General features: G+C 45.2%; 17 protein-coding genes. 6 read left to right on the top strand and 11 right to left on the bottom strand.

Features of this window, described 5'->3' with window-relative positions; all coding sequences use genetic code 11:
• Positions 1-13: 13 nt before the first annotated feature.
• Positions 14-1,423 carry a basic amino acid/polyamine antiporter gene (locus tag GMA8713_RS10290; RefSeq protein WP_062708890.1) on the bottom strand — a complete coding sequence of 470 codons (1,410 nt, stop codon included), beginning with the start codon at positions 1,421-1,423 and terminating at the stop codon, positions 14-16.
• Positions 1,424-1,896: 473 nt separating this feature from the next.
• On the bottom strand, positions 1,897-2,397 hold the full coding sequence (locus tag GMA8713_RS10285; RefSeq protein WP_062708887.1) for a hypothetical protein: 501 nt from the start codon (positions 2,395-2,397) through the stop codon (positions 1,897-1,899).
• A 201-nt stretch (positions 2,398-2,598) separates the two neighbouring features.
• Between GMA8713_RS10285 and GMA8713_RS10280 the strand changes: the two genes are divergently transcribed.
• Positions 2,599-3,240: a thiopurine S-methyltransferase gene (locus GMA8713_RS10280; protein ID WP_062709040.1), complete on the top strand. Its 642-nt coding sequence runs from the start codon at positions 2,599-2,601 to the stop codon at positions 3,238-3,240.
• A gap of 62 nt (positions 3,241-3,302) precedes the next feature.
• On the opposite strand, the gene purT is transcribed toward GMA8713_RS10280, so the two are convergent.
• The 9 genes from purT to GMA8713_RS10235 form a co-directional block, all read right to left on the bottom strand.
• Positions 3,303-4,478 carry a formate-dependent phosphoribosylglycinamide formyltransferase gene (gene purT / locus GMA8713_RS10275; protein WP_062708884.1) on the bottom strand — a complete coding sequence of 392 codons (1,176 nt, stop codon included), beginning with the start codon at positions 4,476-4,478 and terminating at the stop codon, positions 3,303-3,305.
• A 169-nt stretch (positions 4,479-4,647) separates the two neighbouring features.
• Positions 4,648-5,532, bottom strand: a complete 885-nt coding sequence (locus GMA8713_RS10270) for a DMT family transporter (protein ID WP_062709037.1) — start codon at positions 5,530-5,532, stop codon at positions 4,648-4,650.
• Between the two features lie 121 nt (positions 5,533-5,653).
• On the bottom strand, positions 5,654-6,541 hold the full coding sequence (cdd, locus tag GMA8713_RS10265; RefSeq protein ID WP_062708881.1) for a cytidine deaminase: 888 nt from the start codon (positions 6,539-6,541) through the stop codon (positions 5,654-5,656).
• 149 nt (positions 6,542-6,690) lie between these two features.
• Positions 6,691-7,380 carry an LrgB family protein gene (locus GMA8713_RS10260; protein WP_062708878.1) on the bottom strand — a complete coding sequence of 230 codons (690 nt, stop codon included), beginning with the start codon at positions 7,378-7,380 and terminating at the stop codon, positions 6,691-6,693.
• Between the two features lie 3 nt (positions 7,381-7,383).
• Complete coding sequence (locus GMA8713_RS10255; protein WP_062708875.1) at positions 7,384-7,728, bottom strand: CidA/LrgA family protein; 345 nt, start codon at positions 7,726-7,728, stop codon at positions 7,384-7,386.
• 136 nt (positions 7,729-7,864) lie between these two features.
• Entirely contained in the window at positions 7,865-8,374 is a 510-nt protein-coding gene (locus GMA8713_RS10250) for a winged helix-turn-helix domain-containing protein (protein ID WP_157515564.1), read from the bottom strand.
• Positions 8,375-8,495: 121 nt separating this feature from the next.
• Positions 8,496-9,920 carry an exodeoxyribonuclease I gene (gene sbcB, locus GMA8713_RS10245; protein ID WP_062708868.1) on the bottom strand — a complete coding sequence of 475 codons (1,425 nt, stop codon included), beginning with the start codon at positions 9,918-9,920 and terminating at the stop codon, positions 8,496-8,498.
• A gap of 108 nt (positions 9,921-10,028) precedes the next feature.
• A complete protein-coding gene (locus GMA8713_RS10240; protein ID WP_062708865.1) occupies positions 10,029-11,984 on the bottom strand; it encodes a sensor domain-containing phosphodiesterase in 1,956 nt (651 codons plus the stop codon).
• Positions 11,985-12,088: 104 nt separating this feature from the next.
• Positions 12,089-13,357, bottom strand: a complete 1,269-nt coding sequence (locus GMA8713_RS10235) for a GGDEF domain-containing protein (RefSeq protein ID WP_232314408.1) — start codon at positions 13,355-13,357, stop codon at positions 12,089-12,091.
• Positions 13,358-13,776: 419 nt separating this feature from the next.
• Here GMA8713_RS10235 and GMA8713_RS10230 point away from each other — a divergent pair, with 419 nt between their 5' ends.
• The 5 genes from GMA8713_RS10230 to GMA8713_RS10210 all read left to right on the top strand — a co-directional run bounded on the left by GMA8713_RS10230 (position 13,777) and on the right by GMA8713_RS10210 (position 20,034).
• Positions 13,777-14,619 carry a TauD/TfdA dioxygenase family protein gene (locus tag GMA8713_RS10230; RefSeq protein ID WP_062708862.1) on the top strand — a complete coding sequence of 281 codons (843 nt, stop codon included), beginning with the start codon at positions 13,777-13,779 and terminating at the stop codon, positions 14,617-14,619.
• 814 nt (positions 14,620-15,433) lie between these two features.
• Complete coding sequence (locus GMA8713_RS10225; RefSeq protein ID WP_062708860.1) at positions 15,434-17,092, top strand: peptide ABC transporter substrate-binding protein; 1,659 nt, start codon at positions 15,434-15,436, stop codon at positions 17,090-17,092.
• Positions 17,093-17,100: 8 nt separating this feature from the next.
• Positions 17,101-18,048, top strand: a complete 948-nt coding sequence (locus GMA8713_RS10220; RefSeq protein WP_062708857.1) for an ABC transporter ATP-binding protein — start codon at positions 17,101-17,103, stop codon at positions 18,046-18,048.
• Positions 18,049-18,058: 10 nt separating this feature from the next.
• Positions 18,059-19,075: an ABC transporter ATP-binding protein gene (locus GMA8713_RS10215; protein ID WP_062708854.1), complete on the top strand. Its 1,017-nt coding sequence runs from the start codon at positions 18,059-18,061 to the stop codon at positions 19,073-19,075.
• Positions 19,072-20,034, top strand: a complete 963-nt coding sequence (locus GMA8713_RS10210; RefSeq protein WP_002540561.1) for an ABC transporter permease — start codon at positions 19,072-19,074, stop codon at positions 20,032-20,034. The genes GMA8713_RS10215 and GMA8713_RS10210 overlap by 4 nt, the downstream gene beginning before the upstream one ends.

The raw sequence follows: 20,034 nt of genomic DNA, 5'->3' as shown, positions 1-20,034 counted from the left end.
CAACAGAACCAAACTAAAGTTTGACTCCTTCAGCGACCAAATAGATGCCATAGATACTGGCAAGTACAATTGCACCAAGCAGGATCTTGTTTTTCCCGTTAAAGCCTGGTTTACCAGATTCCCGCATTGTATGAATATAAAAAGCCAACCCCGGTAGGTAGAGAAGCGTTGCTAACAACAGATGGTGAATACCTGACGCATAAAGGAGCCAGATGCCGTACACGGTAGCCAGAAATGAGATGGTTTTAACTTTGAACGTATCAAGCTCAGAGAAAGACAGCTTCATCAGGTAAGCCGCGACAAGCAGGTAGGGAACGAGGATCATTTCAGAAGCGATGGTAAGTAAGTCATCATATCCGCCACCGATAATAAACATGAGAATTAGGCATAGCTGAACGGCGCAACTTGTTAACCAAAGTGAATAGATTGATGTGCCGTTTTGGTTGGTTTCCGCAAAGACTTTGGGAAACATGCCGATCTTTGCAGCAGTGTAAGGCGTTTCTGTTGCCAGTAAGGTCCAACTTAAGTAAGCGCCGGAGACTGAAATTATCAGTCCTATACCTATGATAGCTGAGCCGACTTCTCCAATCAGTGTTTCAAGGATCTTTGCTGCCGATGGGTTTTGTAACTTGGCAAGTTCTGGAGTGGAAATCACGCCCATAGAGAGCAGGGTGACAGAGACATACAGGAACAGGCAAATCAGCAAGCCAAGGATGGTCGCACGGCCAACATCTTTTGTGTTTTTTGCTCGGCTCGAGACAACAACGGCACCTTCCACACCAATAAACACCCAAACAGTGATCAGCATGGTTTGTTTTATTTGATCGAACAGGCTTGGCTCATCCGCTATGCTCACACCTGTAAAATCAAACGTGAACGTATTCCACTTGAAGGCGATAAACGTAGCAATGATAAAGACGAAAATCGGAATTAATTTGGCGATGGTGGTGACGTAGTTAACGATAGCGGCTGTTTGGACGCCACGTAAAACCAAGGTGTGGACCAGCCAAATCAGAATCGATGACAATGCGACAGAGAGGAGTGTGTTGCCATCACCAAATAGTTTAAAGGTTGGCGTGTCAAAGAACAGTCCGAGAGTGCTGAACACAATCACCAGATAAGAAACGTTCGCTACAGCGGCACTAAGCCAATATCCCCATGATGAGAAGAATCCGCATAAGTCCCCAAAACCAGCCTGCGCGTAGCCAAAGACTCCTCCTTGAACTTCAGGTTTGCTTAAAGTGAGTTCTTGAAAGGTCAGAGCCAGACATATCATGCCAAATCCGGTAATCAACCAGCCAAGGGATACTGCTGCGGGGCTGGCAACAGCAGCCATGTTCTGGGGAAGGCTGAACACTCCAGCGCCGATCATCGAGCCGATGACCAGTGCGGTCAGTGCTTTTAAATCCAATTTATTGCTCAAAACCAAGCTTTCCAAGTTCTAACTGCGTGAAGGCTGAGTATAGATAAGGACTTAGCGTGACAATTTTTTCAGAATTGGGAAATTACGGCTTAGTGATGCTATTGAAACCGCGATGTTTATACAGGGCCTATTGACGTTTTGAGGTTCAATTTTGTTCCAGCAAAAAGCGCTTTAGGCGAGATGACGTGTGTGCCGTCTAGCATTAGGAGCAAATAGAGCCAAACAAAGCATAAGACGCTTTTTGCAGAATCCTTTGGGTAGCGTTTGAGAGGTCTTTCTACTGCGTTATCGGCTTCTCATGCAGACAAGCTACACATCAAAGCGTCTATCTTGCATAAAGTCCCCACAAACTACTACAAAAATCATCATCAAAGGTCAAAAGGCCTTTGGCTCTAAAAAGGTTTCGCGGCACTTGAAATGATGATGACTCCAAGCGCCGCGAGGCAGTGTTCGATATTGTTTTGAGGTGGAGCTTAATGGAATTGCTCTGGTACACCTGAAATGACGAAACCCGGTGTGTGGATTTCCGACCCTGACACGGATTCTGCAAATTGACTGAGTTCACCGAAGCCAATAACAGCGGCTGATGTGTCAGATGCCAGAGCTTTATTCATTAGCGCCTTAGCATCGTGGGTTGCTGTTGGACGAGCAATACGGATTTGTGATTGTTGAATACCAGCCTTTGTAAAAAGCGAGAGAGAAAAATTGGATGGTGGCGCGACCAGAGTGATCCATTTATGGCTCTCTGCGAGACTTTTTACCAATCGCAATAGGTAAGCCAGCTCACTCATGTTGTTCTGGTAGATATTCACTGAGACTAAATTGCTGGAAACCATGGCATCATTATTTTGATAACGATTCGCTTGGTGAAAGATTCGCGCACCAGCTGCAAGACGGGCGTAATGCTCACGGACGGCAGAACGGGTCATGTGTGTATGGTGAACGGATTGGTTGATCGCAAACGACTGTTTCATCATGATTTCCTGTACGAATATCCAATACTGTATGTGTGTACAGTAATTATAAATCGGTCAAAAAACAATAGAAAAGTGGAAAACATCGCGAAGTTGATCACGAATATGATCCTTTTCGCCTTGGAGAAATGGTTTTTTCCGGCTGAATGACACTGTTAAGATATCCCCCTAATGTGGAAAAGTGATAACGAGAACAACACTATGGATCAGGAATTCTGGCATAGACGCTGGGCAGAAAACCGCATCGGTTTCCATCTTTCAGATACCAACCCGCTGCTGGTGAAATACTGGCCCTTGCTCAATCCAAAACGTGAGGATGCGGTATTCATTCCTATGTGTGGGAAGTCGATTGACTTGAGTTGGTTGGCAAGCAAGCACAATGAGGTGGTAGGGGTGGAGCTGAGTGAGATTGCCGTCCGTGCGTTTTTCTCGGAGCATCTATATACGCCGACTGTGACTTCAATGAGCCCAACGATGAAACTGTATCAGTTTGATGAGCTTTCTATCTATGCTGGCGATTACTTCACTGTCCCGTTGGACACCTATTCGCTGATTTATGATCGCGCTGCATTAATTGCGATGCCGGATTCTATGCGTCAGAAATATGTCGAAAGGCTGTTATCGCTTCTAAAACCGGGTGGGAAAATCTTACTGGTGACGCTTCATTATCCTCAGGAGCAAATGGATGGGCCTCCTTTCAGTGTGGATGACGATGAAGTCCGTCGATTGTTTGATGGTTACCAGATCACGCATTTGAATAGGGATGAGGACAGTGATAGACCACCAAAAGGCAAGGCTGCCGACTTCTTTGCCGAAGAGGTTTGGTTGATAGAATCAGAGTAGCTCTGTCTTTATGGATAAACACGCCACCCAAATCGGTGGCGTTTTTTATTTCAGAATCAGATCTACAAGTCTACTTGAACAGCAGCAGCAACATTGACTGCTTTACTGACGGCTGAGTCGGTATTGTCATCTTTTGCCAGAGCAACGCCTAAACGGCGTCGTCCATTGATATCAGGTTTGCCGAAAAGGCGCACTTGGGTATCGCTATAACGCAATGCCTCAGTGAGTCCCCGAAAGCTAATGTTCTCCGACGTACCTTCTGCAAGGATAACGGCGGAAGCTGATGGTCCAGACTGGCGAATCGTGTTGATAGGCAAGCCTAGAAAAGCGCGTACATGAAGAGCGAATTCAGAAAGATCCTGAGAGATCAATGTCACCATACCGGTGTCATGTGGGCGAGGGGACACTTCGCTGAACATGACTTCATCGCCTTTGATAAAGAGCTCAACACCAAACAAGCCATAGCCACCCAGAGCGGTTACCACTTTGCGCGCAACTTCTTCAGCGGCTTTGAGCGCTTTCTCACTCATCGCTTGGGGCTGCCACGATTCACGATAATCGCCGTCTTCCTGACGGTGGCCGATGGGAGAACAAAAATGAATGCCGTCGATCGCACTAACGGTGAGCAGGGTAATTTCGTAGTCAAACTCTACAAAGCCTTCGATAATAACTTTACCCCGTCCGGCGCGTCCACCTTCTTGTGCGTAGTCCCATGCATACTGGATGTCACCACCAGATTTGACGACGCTCTGTCCTTTGCCGGATGAACTCATCACTGGCTTCACAACGCATGGAAAGCCCACATGTTTAATTGCTTGCTCAAACGCTTCCTGATTGTCAGCAAATGCGTACGGGGAAGTAGGAATCTGCAGTTCTTCTGCGGCTAGGCGTCGGATGCCTTCTCGGTTCATTGTCAGCTGTGTAGCTCGAGCAGTAGGCACAACGTTGAGGCCAGATTTTTCCAGTTCGACCAGACGATCTGTAGCAATGGCTTCAATTTCTGGTACAACGTAGTCAGGCTGTTCCTGGGCGATCACGGCGGAAAGAGCGTCACCATCGAGCATGTCAACAACGTGACTACGATGGGCAACTTGCATTGCTGGCGCATCGGCATAACGATCACAGGCGATGATTTCGATACCAAGTCGTTGGCATTCAATCGCCACTTCTTTACCAAGTTCACCAGAGCCTAAAAGCAGGACGCGGATCGCGCCAGGACGGGTAGCAGTACCAATCATGATTTTCTTCCATTCACTCAAATTTCCAGCCGTAATTCTACCTTGGGCAATCGTTTGCGCAAACGTTTATTTCTATTATGAGGGAACTGAAAAACAGATATTCTGCTGGAGTAAAGATAGAGGTTGAGACTAAAAAGCCGTTCAAATTAAACGGCTTAAAACTAGGGAGCTACTTGCTCGTGGGCTTTCGCGTTTCCCAATGGGTAATGAAGAATACAGCTGCGATAATGATGGCCGCCCCCAGCCACAATCGGCCTGGTGGCACCCAGCCAAATACTAAGAAGCCGAACAAGACATTCAAAGGCAGCTTTGCGTGGTCGAAAGGCTGGACGAACGAGGCATCTGCTACGGCATAGGCTTTGGCAATCGCCCACTGAGCCAATGCAGTCAATAGGCCTGCTCCCAACAACATTAGCCAAACTTTATGACCGCTGGGCATCGTCCACTCTGGCGCAGCCAATAAAATGTTAAACGGAGTAATCAGCAGTAGAAGATAAACGACCATTGTTGTTGGTGAATCATGGTGCGACAACTTCTTAACCATCAGCGAGTAGGTGGCCCAGAAGAACGCCGCACCGACAGGTAGGAGGGTTGCCCAGCTAAAATCATCTGACCAAGGTTCCAAAATAATCATGGCACCAATAAAGCCGCTCAAGGTTGCAAACCAACGTGCAGGACCAACTCTTTCGCCAAGGAAAAGGCCTGAACCAATGGTGGCAAACAGCGGCGATGTCATCAGCAGCGCGATGCCCTGCCAAATCGGTACCGGGTAAGCTAATGCCCAAAGCCAAAGTTGAATACCAATCACTGAGAAGAAGACGCGCAGACAGTGCATGCCTAGATGTTCGGTTTTCAGTGCCTGTCGGATCCCCATGCTTTTCAGCCAAGGAAGCATGGCAATCAACGCAATGAAGTATTGAATGAACGCAACCGTGGTAGAAGGCAGCTGCATTTTAAAGCTTACGTACTGCGCGAGGCTGTTCACCATTGCGAAGCAGACCCCGGCGGTCAGCATCCAAGTGGCACCAAGAATAGGATTATGTTGTTGGCTCATGTGCATGTAGGAAAGAGAAAAAGTGTTCCGATACTAGCGAAAAATTTGTGCTTGGGAAGGGAAAACCGCAAAAACGCCGGGATTTTCCGGCGTTTTGTCGTTATTTAGTGGCAAACGAATCTCAGATTGCTAAGTAGCTCAAAGGAATATCTGGATTCAAGGCTTCCAGCATTGCCTGCGTGTCTTGAAGATGGCTGTTGTTGGCATTGGCTGTTTCAACCAGAACCACTTCCTGAATTTCAGCAAGCGATACGTCAGCGAGATTCATCAAGTTCAGGGCAACCTGAAGTGGAGGCATACTCGGGTTAAATGCCGCGTTTTCAGCATACATTCCCATGTGGACATTGCCTTGGTTGTCGCGAACCGCAACACCGCTAAGATTTCGGGTATATGGCGCATGGCTTCGATTTGTTGCGTCAACTGCGGCTTTGATTAACTCATCGTCTTCTTGCACAGTGAGGCCATGGTTCACTGGTGCCAAAAGCGGTTGGTCGATGCCCAAATCTGAAGGTCCGAAAGCTTCTGGCAGATAGGTGTGCAGGAGTTTAGCTTCGCGATCAGGCAACTGAACTTGCAGTGATTCTGCACCTTTTAATTCATTCATGAACTGACGGCAGTGTCCACAAGGGCTGTAGTTTATGGTGATGTCTTTGAGCTGGGATTCACCTTTCAGCCAAGCGTGACTGATTGCAGATTGTTCAGCATGCACAGACTGGTTCAGCTGAACACCTTCATATTCCATGTTTGCGCCAAGATATAGTCGACCTGATTCACCACGTGCAATCGCGCCAACATAGAATTTTGAAATAGGGGCGACAGAGTAGGCGGCAGCAATCGGTAGTAAGGCAACGCGCGCTTCGGCATCTGAAAGGCCGGCTTTTTCAAGCAGCTCAGCATAGTCCTGAGCGCTGATCGTGGCATCAAATTTTGGTGCAGAGACAATTTTAGTCACTGCTTCTTTGAACGGAGTAGGTAAAGCAGCAATTGCTTCCTGAACGCTAGCTCGCATTTTCGCTCCAATGCTCGTGTTATGGGAGAGTATTTTAAAGTGAATCCGGGTCCAATTAACGTGATTTATATCACTTAAAAATTGCAACTGTTTCTTTCATTGCATTAATTAGGGTGAACTCACATGAATTCGATTTCATTTGAAGCCAGTCATGTTGTTGTGTAACTGACAATAAAAGCAATAACTGGAAAAACAAAGGGAGCTAGAATCGTTGTAATGATGCCGCAAATCACTAAGGCCAACGAGCTCATCGCACCTTCCTGATAATTGCTCTCTGCCGCCTTTGCGGTGCCAATAGCATGTGAGACCGCACCAATTGAAAGCCCTCTGGCCAGAGGGGATTTTACTTTTAGTGCATTCAACAATGGATAGCCAATTAATGCGCCAAACAATCCGGCTACGACGACAAGCGCGGCGGTGACGGCAGGAATACCACCAATATGACTGGCTGTGCTTAACGCAAAGGGTGTTGAAATAGATTTTGGTAAAACAGAGGCAGCAATTTGAAGATCGCCACCTACCAAAACGGCAATCAGTGACCCCAGGATCATTGAGGCGATACTAGCGCAGGTGCACGCGATTAGAATGGTACGCCAGTGTCGATGAATCACGTGCATCTGCTCGTAAAGCGGATAGGCCAGTGCTATCACTGCGGAGCCCAACATAAAGTTGATAGCTTTGTTTTGATCAAAGTAAGTTTGGTAAGTATCACCGCTATAAATCACCATTGGCATCAGCACAATCAGGCTCATTAGTAGTGGGTTAAAAACAGGATGACGAAGTTTCAGTGCGATCTGTCTGGTTATGGCATAAACGATAAGTGTAGCGATAATCCACATGGTTCAGTTTTCTTCCTTCTCTTTATCCAAGAGCTTCGCCATCACCACTAATACGATCAGCGAGCTCACTATCGTTGCGCCTAATAAAGGCAGAGAGTCAGAAATCAACAGCGTAAAGTGATCCATCAGGCCCATACTGGCCGGGATAAAGAAAAGTGGCATTACCATAATGAGCAAGGTACAGGCATCTTTTACCCAGCGTCCCGGTACGATACCCGTGGTCAGACTGACGAAAAGCAGCAACATACTAACGATACTGCTTGGAAAAGGAAGATGTAAAAGAGTAGTGATGATGCTACCAACCGCGTAATAGAGAGCGATCAGCAGGAATCCGATCAGGTATTTCAAGGTTTAGGCTCGCATGGTTAGACATGTCGACATTCTAATACGAGTTTGGATATGAAACCTTGTTCAATTCGTTGAAGGTGATGTGAAAAACAAAAAACGGTAGCGTTAGCTACCGTTTACCGTTGAGTATTTCGGCTTAAATTAAGTAAACAACACTCGCTGCAACAGCAACCAGAGCAGTGACAGTGCCGATAAAGATGTGTGCCTTCCTAGGCGTCGACCGAGTATCGGTAATCACTTCTTCTATGTTGATGTCAAGTTCATCGGGCAGCGAAGGATCGGGGGGCAATTCTTCCTGTTTCTGATAGGTTTTCTGAGGCAAAGCGATTCGATAACCATGGTCGCCCACCATATCTAAAGGAAGAACTTTATCGCCTTGACGATATGACTTGGCTAACAAAGAGCAAATGCTGTTTTGGTACTGGGTAAATGTAGAATCGGGTAGAGAGGTTGCGGCATAAAGCACTCTTGCCGACAGCACTTCCCCCGCGTGATAGCAAAGCATTTCCAACAGTCGACACTCTTCAAAGGTCAGCGTTGTGACGGTGCTGTCACGCCAACGTAGGGAACGGCTTTCGGGTTCGAAATCCACATCTGAAAATCGGTAGCAGCGACTGTTGACCTTTGTGACCATCTCATTTCCCACATGGCAATCTCTTATAAGAAAAGTGTGGACTCAAATCACAAAATATCAAATGAAACGCACCTGAAAATGCAGGTGCGTAAAGAGAATGTCACACGGTAAACACTTGATCTACGTTGAAACCCTATGACACCAGTGATTCAACGTAAAGGTAAACCGATTTGAGAATATTAAATTTTTTGTCATCACCTTGGTTGGCTTCGGCTAATGCTTCTAGATTTGCCATGTAAGCGGGTAGTTCTGACTCAAAGTAATCACGACGATGCATATGCCATTTTTTTTGCTCACTGTCACTCAATGTAGATGAGTAATTACGTGCACGGTAGCGGAACAGCAGAGGTTTGATACGTTCATCTGAGACTTGGATATCCAATGCTGCCAGGTTTTCCGGCTTGGTTTGGCGAACGATGTCCATGGTTGAGCGGTCAGATGGTGAGAAGAAGCCGTCATAGAGTGCGGCGTCGACGTTATCGGAAGACTGATATTCAGACTTTTCAGCATACAGCGCGACAAGTTTTTCACGAATTTCCGGATGCGCCTGAAGCTCTCTCAAGTTATCTAAGCATTGTTGGCGATCGATACCTAACCTAGCAGCATCTTCTGGGCGAAGGGTTTTAGCTTCAGCCAATACCGGGCACTTGTTTATGTGGATGAGCTTAATGGGGGCTGGAAGTTCATCCGGTGCCAGATCGGAATGCTTGGTGTATAAACGCTCACGAAGGGCATCTGTGCCTAAATCAAACAAAGGTGAGGGATCCCGCCCTAAATCAATGGTAATCACCGCATTTTTGTTGTCAGGATGCCAAGCGACAGGAACAATCCAACTGGTATTGCCACGTTCAGTACCAAACATGCCTGATACATGTACCAGTGGCTTCATAGAAACCACATCAATTAAAGGCGTGAGTTTGGTTTTATTACGGTACGTGTAGAGGTAATCAAACAAACGGGGTTGCGCAGTTTTTAATTTCTTCGCCATTTCGATGGTGGCGTGGACGTCCGCCATGGCATCGTGAGCATTGCTATGCTCGATCCCATTGGCAACGGAAAGGTGTTCGAGTTTGAAACTGATATTGCCCTCACTGTTTTCCGGCCATTCAATGCCATTTGGGCGAAGCGCATAAGCTGCACGCATAGTATCAAGCAAATCCCAGCGTGAGTTACCGTTCTGCCAGCTCCAGCTATATGGGTCGAAGAAGTTGCGGTAGAGGGTGTAGCGAGTCACTTCATCATCAAAGCGGATATTGTTATAACCCACTGCGCAGGTACCCGGCACTGAAAGCTGTTCGTGGATTTTGGCAATAAATTCCGGTTCAGGTAGGCCGCGACTGGCAGCTGTTTGTGGCGTAATGCCTGTGATTAGGCAAGCCTCTGGCTGAGGCAGATAATCATTTGGCGGCTGACAGTAAATCACCAACGGCTCACCAATGATGTTGAAGTCTTTGTCTGTTCTGACGCCTGCAAACTGGCATGGGCGATCAAGAGCAGGGCTGGTTCCAAAGGTTTCGTAATCAAAGAAGAAAAAGGTAGGTTCGTTGGCTTGTGTCACGGTGTTATCCAAGGGTTTGATAGGCAGGAGGATGTTACCGTAATTTAGATGAGAAATCTTGCCAAGGATAAGAAAAACAGGCCTCGATAGAGGCCTAGCTCAAACTCTTTATACTGGGGTCGGTTTGTGAACAAGATAGCCTTGTAGGTAGTCGATACCCAGCATCTTCAGGTAGGTTGCTTCTTCCTCCGTTTCGACACATTCCGCGACAACTTGAATCTTTAACGTCGTCGCTATGGAAAGGAGATCCTGAATGATAGCTTGCTTAATTGGGTCGGCTAGACAGTTGCGCACCAATGAACCGTCAATTTTTACGGAGTCAACCGGCATAGTGAGCAACTGGTTATAAATTGCATGACCTGCACCGAAGTCATCAAGCGCAAGCTTAAATCCTCGTTGCTTTAGATAGGTCAGACTTTGCAACAATATCTCCGGGTTATCGATGTTCCCTGATTCTACGATTTCAATATTGACTTTACTTATGTCGAGTTCGAGATTATCTACCCAATCGAGTAGTTGGCAGACTGCTCGGCCGTCACTTAAATATTCGGGTGTCAAATTGATGGAACCATATTCAAAGCTATTTTTATGTAACCCACTTAAATATTTTAACTGTGCATGAACAATTACATGTTCTAAAGACTCTAAATAACCTAGCTTTTGGGCGCATTGAAAAACAATGCCGGTATTAAGGACCTTTCCTTCAAAATGAAATCGGCTTAGTAACTCGAAAGTTACTTTTTCTGGATTAGCCAGATCTAGATAATTTTGACGTAATATCTGGAAGTTAGAAGGGTTAAACTCTTCTAGCATACCAATGTAGTCATCAAGATCTGACTTGTCGCAATCGACCATTGTGTTTAATGACGATTTGCAACCTAATCGCATATGTACATTTAGCCGATTAACAGCCTGATTTATACGAATTCCTTTACGGCAGTGACAGTAATAAATTTTTTCAGGATAAAAGCTTTCTTGCCGAAGGTCTAAATACTTTTCAAGCTTAGATGGTAAGTCATGCATTTGTTGAATAGCAAGTTCCTCACTATCACTTAGAATAATTAGTGCTGAGACATCATAAAGAATGTAGCAACTATTATAGAGTGAAGTATTGTTCTCGAAAAAACGAGATATGTGGCGTAGGATGTTATCTCTTTTCTCGAGTGGATACTTAAAAATAGGCCGTAAATCTATTGCAGAAACTATAAAGTTCTCTTTCTCTAAAGTGTTGGCATCCAACTTCTGGAAAGTGCCAAAATTGCTCTGCTTGTCAAAATAAAGACGATGTAAATTTCCTTTAATTTCATTGCGTAAAGATCTTTTATATTCAAGCATAATATATATTATCAGTGAAAACATGAAAAAAAGAGATAATCGTGTATTCAAAGTGTGCAAATTATCATATGCATTTGGGTGGAAAATTTGTCCATAACCAATAATCATCAGTAGAATTTGTGTCAGCTCTGAGAAGTTGAATACCGCCAAGGTGACTAAAGGAGCTAAAATCATATAAGTTACTGATGCAGATTGGAAATTAGTGTCAGTAAAATATAATACAAGTAAAATACTGGTCACTAAAATAGCCTTGTATATCCATTCCGATTTAGGTAGTGAAAGTAGATTTCTAAACATTACCTTTATGCTTGAAGGGTTACTAATATAATAGAAAATAGTGACGATAACAGGCGCGGTAATTAATATACCAATTGCATCTGTTAGGTATACATTTAATGCGGCGTCGAGGCAGTATTGATTCGGTGCCATTATTGCGAGAGACAAGGACCCAACACTAGGTACGACAAAGATAAATACACAAAATGCTACACGAAGAGAATATTTGGTTTTCCGAATGTAAGTAAGAACCTCTACTGCGAGGTAAAGCGTTATCGTCATAGCAAGTGTATATAAATATCCCACACCACTTGGTATTTGATTGATAAACGTATAGAAAGCCAGTAGACCAAGACACTGACCCAATACTCCACTTTTTCCATACATATAAGCCGAAGCGACCATAGCGCCAGCAGTGATCGAGAACAATTGCGCCCGTACTATGCTTTCCATTGGATACCAAGAAAGCTATGTACTTAGTATCACAAACAAAAAGGACAAAAAAACATAACGCCCCTTTGTCTCAGACGTATATCGAGGGATTGATTGAAAGTATGTCACGCTATTGTCACTTTGTTACGACCACGATGCTTTGATTGGTAAAGTGCACCATCTGCAGCTTTATAAGCTTCTGAAAAACTAATATTGTTCGCAGTATATCCACCAATTGATATGGTTACGGATAAACCGGCAATATCATCAAGAGCAATAGATTCTCTGATCTGCTCTGCCTTATCAAATAGGCTATTCCGCTTCATATCTTTAAACATTACGATAAACTCTTCACCACCCCAGCGAACAGCTATATCCTCTGATCGAATTTGAGACATTATTATCTGGGCACATATCTTTATCACTTCATCGCCTTTTGTATGTCCATATGTATCATTGATATTTTTAAAATGATCTATGTCGATAACCAGTAATGAAAATTTATTTACACGTTTAAACTTAGGTTCATAGTAATCCCGCCGATAAAGGCCTGTCATTTCATCTTTTTTAATGAATTGACCATGACGGTGCACAAAGCAGTAAATAATGTGCGTTAAAACGGAAAGTAAGAAAGATGGCCATAAGGAGGCTTTTAATACATTCGTAAAGTTGGAGCCAATCTCAATTTTTTTATCAGTCGTACAGGGGAGTCTTCCCTCTGATTTAAAGATGTTTGATGCATCATCCAGGCTCAAAACCGTTTTGTTCTGATCGTTATACTTATCCACTAGGGTGTCTGTAAGAGATGCTTTGATGTCAACGGCAACAATAGCGTCCAACGATTCTCGATTGTGAATCGGAAAATAGATAGTACGGATTCGCGCATTGGTTATCGATTCAACATAGACTTCTGTCATGCGAGTATTGCATCCGTAAAACTCTTGATATGTGTTGTTGAGTTTTTCGCGGGTCATAAGCCTTTCAAAGTTTTTCGTTTTCTTATTTTTACTGAAAAGCTCCTGGTAGCCTGGGCGTAAAGGCATAAAAAGGCCGTAGTTACTAACGTTTTCTAAAATAGAAATAGACCAAATTGATCCTGGCACAAACTGCTGTAATCTTTCATTCAATTTATCCAACCCGGGAGCCAGGTTTTTAACCTCTGTTGGTTTTTCAAGCACAATGATACTGATATCACCATGTTTATGTATCCCTGCCTCCATCATTTCCGAAGATGAATTGTTGTAAAAATAGCCGAATCGTCGGATGGTTGAATAGAGATGTCTGTAATCCTCATCGAGTATTTTGATGAGTTGTTTGGAGTGCATCATGTTGTAGGCTTGATAACCGATGGAAACGAGCACCAATGTAAATGTAAATAGTTTTACAAAAGACATTAGATGTAAGTACCTAACCTGATTACGGAAATTCATCTTCAATTTATGCCTGACTACGTTGCCTTGACGTTTCTGGAATGTGATCTGGATTATATTTTTTTGGCGAGTGTAATCTTTTTAACCGTTTGGTCAACGAGGAATTTTTATCGTGTTAGCAAATGACTTGAATGAAAGACATTTTGTCAAGCTGGTCTAAAAAATGAGCAGTATGTTATGGGGGAATGTAAATGATGATGATCGGGTCTTAGTCTTAGCTATTGAAGAAAATATGGAGTAGGTGGAGACACTCAGCTAGCTATACCCAACAATCTGAATACAAGCATCTTCAAGTTGTTTGGGCATATAATTTAGTTGCTTTTCACCCTTGAGCTACATGGTGGATAGCGTTGTAGAAACAATGATGGTTTAGAGAGGACTGCGTGATAATAAAACCTTGTAATAAGACAATAGGCGCTATGATTTCAGGTATTGATCTTGTCAGTTTTGATGACAGCGAGTTTGCTCAGATCTACCAAGCGTTTTTAAAATACAAAGTAATTTTCTTCCGGGACCAATTTCTTTCTCCTGAATCGCAACTTAAGCTCGCTGCAAGATTTGGTGAACTGGAAGCACCGCATCCTTTCTTTCCTCACGTTTCCACGCACCCACAAGTCAGCGAAATTGAAACCACGCCGGGCAACCCTCCAGGGACGAGCTATTGGCACACTGATATGACATGGCAGCCTGCTCCCCCAAAATGTTCGGTACTTTGTGCACAGCATCTACCCGATGAAGGAGGGGACACGATTTGGGTTTCCATGGAAGAAGTCTATGCGTCGTTGCCTGAGAAACTTAAGCGACAATTGGACGGAAAAACTACGACTCATGCTGTTCATGGGTTCGCCGGCAGCCGATTTGATGAGCTGAACAATAAAGGAGAGAGTCGTGTCGACAACATTTCCAGAGACATACAAGCGGTTCATCACCCCATTGTTGTTAAACATCCGGAAACCGGAAATCCCAGCCTCTATTTAAATGAGCAGTTTACCCAGCAGGTCGATGATAAAGGATTGGAAGAGGAAGGAGTGACATTAGCTAACCTTTTTACCTACAGCCACAATGAAGCGTTTCAGGTGCGTTTTCGATGGGAAACAGGAAGTGTGGCCATTTGGGACAATCGCTGCACTCAGCATTTCGCAGTGACAGATTATGGTGATAAACCAAGGAAGTTACACCGGGTGGTGGTCAAAGGTTCAGAGCCGCAAGCCTATATACCCAAATAACCTGAAGATGCACGACGTCAGTCAACTCGCCCGAAGGGAGGCCTTCAATGCGCCCACTTCATCGTTAAATTCCACGGAAATAGTAACGACTATTCCTCGCAAAATTTGCCTCGAATTGAACGCATTGATGACCTCTGAATGCGAGTACTTTCAGGTTGTTTGGGTGTATGCTAACGAGATAAAGAAAGTCATACTTAATGACTTTGTTTGTCACTTTCATCAAATTTGGTTGATTGATCGAGAGCATTACCATTGCAGTCAATACGACTGGTGGTTGTCGTTACATACCATAGTCAGATCTTTGGCCGAAAAGGTTTCTGGAAGAACTTGATAAGAAATCGAAGCTCCTGCTGAATAAATTTATTTAGCGTAACTATTCCTCCCCTAAATTTTTCGTAAAACCACTTATGTCATGGGACTCTCTAATAAAAGAGTAGTTTTAAATGCTTATAGTGTGCTTTGAAGTGATTTTGTACTTCGGCTTACTATTAAGACTGGATTTTAAATCACAATTTTCGCAAACCTATTCAGATTGACTGTTAGCTACTCTGTACTAACTGTCTGATTTGAATAATTTTAAAATATTAAATTTAGTAAATTGTGACCAATATTCATATTTATAGCGGTGACCAGTTTCTTTTGTATTGATTGTAGGCATTATGCTGTCGACATCATATGAAACATATGTTTAACATTATGGGGTATATGCGCAACTTTTCTCTGTACTTAGTTTTGTGTCTGTTAAGAACAACTGCTTTGCGCACAAGTTTTGGGTAACGGATTTTCCCCTCTTGTTCATGAAGGAACCGATAATATGAAAAAAACAATCCTCGCCATGGCGATGGCAGCGCCAATGGTTTTATCTGCAGTACCAGCAAACGCCGAAACACTGAAAATTGGTATGTCTCAGTACCCTGAAGGTTTGCATCCAGTTTTAGTATCAAACTCTGCTGCGTCTTATATTCTGTCTACAGCTTGGCGGCATAGTGTCATTTATGGCAAAGAATGGGAGCCGCACTGTAACGTCTGTGTTGAAATCCCAACGTTTGAGAATGGACTAGCTGAGCGATACTCGCGTGAAGATGGTTCTGAAGGCATCAAACTAACCGTTTCTATCAAAGATGATCTCTATTGGGGCGATGGCACACCTGTTACTTCTAAAGACCTGCAGTTGGGTTGGGAAATCGAACGTGACGAGCGTGTTGGTAATCCTGGGTTACAAGAAGCGCAAACGATGGAAAGGTTTGTCGCGGTGGATGATAAGACCTTCGAAGTTTACCTTAACAAGATTTCATTCAAATATCGTACAGACTATTTCCCCGATCCAATGCCTGAGCATATCGAAGGTGAAATCTATCGTGCCGATCCTTCTAGCTACAGCAAGACAACTAAATATTCCACAGAGCCAACCAACCCGGGCTTGTTCTACGGTCCATATGTACTGAGCAAAGTCAGTGCCGGCAGCTTTATTACCGCAGAACGCAATCCATATTGGAAAGGTAAATCTCCAGCGTTTGACGAGATTATTTTTAAGACTGTAGAAAATACGGCGGCACTGGAAGCGCACCTGCTGTCTGGCTCCGCTGACTACATTCCAGGTGAACTGGGTCTATCACTGGATCAGGCGCTGCAACTCCAAAAGCGGCAAGGTGATAAGTTCAAGTTCCACTTCGAACCTGGTCTGCTATATGAGCACTTAGATACCAACATAGATAACCCGCACCTTGCCAAGAAAGAGGTCCGCCAAGCACTAATGTATGGCGCGAACCGCCAGCAACTGGTAGATAAACTCTTCATGAGCAAACAACCTATTGCTCACACAAACACTAGTCCACGTGACTTCGGCTATAGCGAAGAGGTCAAGCAGTATGAATACGACCCTAAGAAAGCAAAAGAGCTCCTAAAGCAAGCTGGCTACACACTGAAAAATGGTGTGATGGTTGATGGCGAAGGAAATGAACTGCATTTAGAGCTTATGACCACTGCTGGTAATAAAACCCGTGAGCTGGTTCAGCAGGTGCTGCAGTCTCAGTGGAAGCAGATTGGCGTGAAGGTGTCAATCGTGAACCAGCCTGCACGTGTTTACTTCGGCGAAACCTTGACTCAGCGCAAGCACAAAGGTTTGGCGATGTTTGCTTGGTACTCTGCACCAGAGAATCCACCACGCACTACGCTCCACTCAAACAGCACTCCAACTGAAGCGAACAACTGGTCTGGTCAGAACTATATTGGTTACAAAAATCCCGAAATGGATGCGCTGCTGGATAAAGTTGAAGCAGAGTTGGATGACGATAAGCGCGAAGCTATCTTCCGTGACATCCAGAATATCTATGCTGAAGACCTTCCGGCACTGCCACTTTACTTCCGCTCGGACAGTTTTGTGATGCCAAAATGGCTGGAAGGTGTGACCCCAACTGGACATATGTTCCCGTCCACTAACTGGGTTGAAGAATGGTATAGCGCCAAGAAGTAGGAGCTTTTATGGACCAGGCGATACTGGATGTTCGTCACCTGCAGGTAGCCTTTAAAGATTACCCAGCAGTAAACGATATCAGCTTCCACATTAAAAAAGGCGAGATACTTGGTGTCGTCGGTGAATCAGGGTGCGGTAAAAGTCTTGCTGCGCTCACCCTGATGGGCCTTCAACCGAAGGTGATGAAAGCCAGTGGGGAAGTGATATTCAACGGCGAAAACTTGTTAGAAAACAAAGACTCAGACTGGCAGAAAGTGCGTGGTGAAGGCATTGCCATGATCTTCCAAGAGCCAATGACTGCATTAAACCCCGTGGTGACGGTTGGTGATCAAATCGCTGAGATGTTTGAACTTCATCGCGGTAGTAACAAAGTTGAAGCGCAGGAACGCGCTATTGAAATGCTGGAAAAAGTGCATATTCCTGACTCAGTTAGACGCGCTAAAGCCTACCCTCATGAACTCTCCGGCGGGATGCGACAGCGTGTAATGATTGCTATGGCATTGGCATGTGAACCAGAACTGATTATCGCCGATGAACCAACCACCGCGCTTGATGTAACTGTGCAAGCGCAGGTTCTGGATCTACTTGAGGAACTGAGGGATACCACAGGTACAGCGGTACAATTTATCAGTCATAACCTTGGCGTCGTTTCACAACTTGCTGAGCGCGTTATCGTGATGTACGCCGGACGTATTGTGGAACAGGCGACCGCAGAAGAACTTTTTGCTAATCCACAACACCCGTATACCCAAGGTTTATTGGCGACACTGCCCCGTATTGGTGGTGCACGTGATGTATTACCTGCTATTCCCGGTGCCGTGCCACCACTTGAACAACGTGGAAAGGGTTGTCCTTTTGCGGATCGTTGTGGAAAAGCAACGCCAACCTGTGTGGCAACCATGCCTGAAGAGGTGGAGCTTAACGCGTTACACACCGTGGCCTGCCACCATATCTAAGGACGGACTCATGACATTATTAAAACTAGACAACGTCTGTCAGCGCTATCCCATCGGCCAGAAAGGGTGGTTTGGGAAGCCAGCGCAAGAATTGCGAGCGGTTAACAAAATTTCACTTTCCCTGGATAAAGGAGAGACGCTAGCTATTGTTGGTGAGTCTGGATGCGGAAAGTCAACACTTGGCAGAATGGTCGCTCTGCTCGAATCACCTGTTGAAGGTAAGGTTGAAATCGATGGCATCCAAACTGCTGGACTTAAAGGGCAGACGTTAAAAGATCTTCGTAGAAAACTGGGACTGGTTTTTCAGGACCCGTATTCTGCACTCAACCCAAGATTGCCTATCTCTGAGCTGGTAGTCGAACCACTCGAAGTCTACAACGTAGGCGATAAAGCATCGCGCAAAGCCAAAGTGATTGAGGCATTGAAAGCCGTTGGCCTGAGCGAAGATGCACTTGACCGTTACCCGCATGAATTTTCAGGTGGTCAGCGTCAACGTATCTGTATCGCCCGTGCTCTGGTGCTCGATCCTAAACTGATCATTGCCGATGAACCTCTGTCTGCGCTTGATGTGTCGGTGCAAAGCCAGGTTTTGAACCTGTTTGCTGAACTTCAGCGCGAACGTAACCTTTCTTTCTTCTTCATCAGCCATGACATGGCGGTGGTTGATTATCTTGCCGACACCATTGTGGTTATGTACCTCGGTCAGGTGGTTGAGCAAGCGCCGCGCGACGCATTCTTCTCGAAACCAGCTCATCCATACAGCCAGGCACTGCTTGCTGCAGTCCCCGAGGTAGGGAAGGGCAAACGTAAACGTGGTCTGGCGCTTCAAGGTGACGTGCCGAGTCCTATCGATCCTCCCAGCGGATGTGCGTTCCATCCCCGTTGCGCCAAAGCAACAGAGAAGTGTAAGCAGGAAACGCCGATTGCTTCTGTCTATGAAGACGACAGCAAGCACATGGTTGCCTGTCACTATCCAGGTGAAGTGATCGAAGTAAAAAAGATGGAATCTGAGGAGGCCACGGTATGACGCAATTTTTGATAAGCCGGGTGCTGCAGAGTCTGTTTGTTCTGCTCCTCGTTTCGTTCGTTTCTTATGCTTTGATTGGCCTGATGCCAGGTGACCCGATCGATTTGATGGCGACATCCGATCCAAACATGACCGCAGAAGACGTGGCTCGCCTTAAAGCGCTACAAGGGTTGGATAAACCGTTACTGGAGCGTTATGGCAACTGGTTGATTGCAGCGTTACAGGGTGACTTTGGTTACTCGCGCCTTTACTACAAACCAGCTGAAGATGTGTTGATTCCTGCGGTTTGGAACACCGTTAAGCTGGTAGGTATCGCGACTCTGCTGTCATTGCTGATTGCGATTCCAGTTGGTGTGATTGCCGCGCTGAAACACCGTTCTTGGGCTGACTATGTGATTAGCTTTGGTGCTTTTGTGGGTTTCTCTACGCCAGCGTTCTGGTTAGCACTGATGCTGATTCTGGTGTTCTCTGTGACGTTGGGTTGGTTACCTGCTGGTGGCACAGGTGAAGCCGAAGGCGGTGGTTTTTGGATTCAAGCCAAACACCTGATTCTACCAGTGATTTCGCTGACGGTACTGAATGTTGCGAGCCATTCCCGTTATGTGCGCGGCACCATGCTGGAAGTGATGCGTCAGGATTATATTCGTACAGCGATTGCCAAAGGCGCATCGAAAACCCGCGTTATCTGGAAGCACGCTTTGCGTAACGCCATGATCCCTCTGGTGACCATCATTGCTTTGGATATCGGCTTCCTGCTTTCAGGTGCACTGATCACGGAAACTGTGTTTGCATGGCCAGGCATGGGTAAATTGATTTTCGACGCCATCATGGGTAACGACTATAACCTGGCATTGCTCGGTTTGATGGTGATTACCTTTACAGCATTGCTTGGCAACCTGTTGGCAGATATTGCCTACGCCAAGCTTGACCCACGTATCAGTCTGACCAAAGGAGCATAA

The organism is Grimontia marina (assembly GCF_900060185.1).
In the GTDB taxonomy this organism is placed as follows: domain Bacteria; phylum Pseudomonadota; class Gammaproteobacteria; order Enterobacterales; family Vibrionaceae; genus Enterovibrio; species Enterovibrio marinus.
The sequence above is the reverse complement of the archived record's forward strand: the minus strand, read 5'-3'. Positions and strand labels throughout refer to the sequence as shown.

Coding starts and splice junctions, on each gene's coding strand:
- GMA8713_RS10285 (WP_062708887.1), bottom strand. CDS start 2,397: ATGAAACAGTCGTTTGCGATCAACCAATCCGTTCACCATACACACATG.
- GMA8713_RS10280 (WP_062709040.1), top strand. CDS start 2,599: ATGGATCAGGAATTCTGGCATAGACGCTGGGCAGAAAACCGCATCGGT.
- purT (WP_062708884.1), bottom strand. CDS start 4,478: ATGATTGGTACTGCTACCCGTCCTGGCGCGATCCGCGTCCTGCTTTTA.
- GMA8713_RS10270 (WP_062709037.1), bottom strand. CDS start 5,532: ATGAGCCAACAACATAATCCTATTCTTGGTGCCACTTGGATGCTGACC.
- cdd (WP_062708881.1), bottom strand. CDS start 6,541: ATGCGAGCTAGCGTTCAGGAAGCAATTGCTGCTTTACCTACTCCGTTC.
- GMA8713_RS10260 (WP_062708878.1), bottom strand. CDS start 7,380: ATGTGGATTATCGCTACACTTATCGTTTATGCCATAACCAGACAGATC.
- GMA8713_RS10240 (WP_062708865.1), bottom strand. CDS start 11,984: ATGGAAAGCATAGTACGGGCGCAATTGTTCTCGATCACTGCTGGCGCT.
- GMA8713_RS10235 (WP_232314408.1), bottom strand. CDS start 13,357: ATGTCTTTTGTAAAACTATTTACATTTACATTGGTGCTCGTTTCCATC.
- GMA8713_RS10225 (WP_062708860.1), top strand. CDS start 15,434: ATGAAAAAAACAATCCTCGCCATGGCGATGGCAGCGCCAATGGTTTTA.
- GMA8713_RS10220 (WP_062708857.1), top strand. CDS start 17,101: ATGGACCAGGCGATACTGGATGTTCGTCACCTGCAGGTAGCCTTTAAA.
- GMA8713_RS10215 (WP_062708854.1), top strand. CDS start 18,059: ATGACATTATTAAAACTAGACAACGTCTGTCAGCGCTATCCCATCGGC.
- GMA8713_RS10210 (WP_002540561.1), top strand. CDS start 19,072: ATGACGCAATTTTTGATAAGCCGGGTGCTGCAGAGTCTGTTTGTTCTG.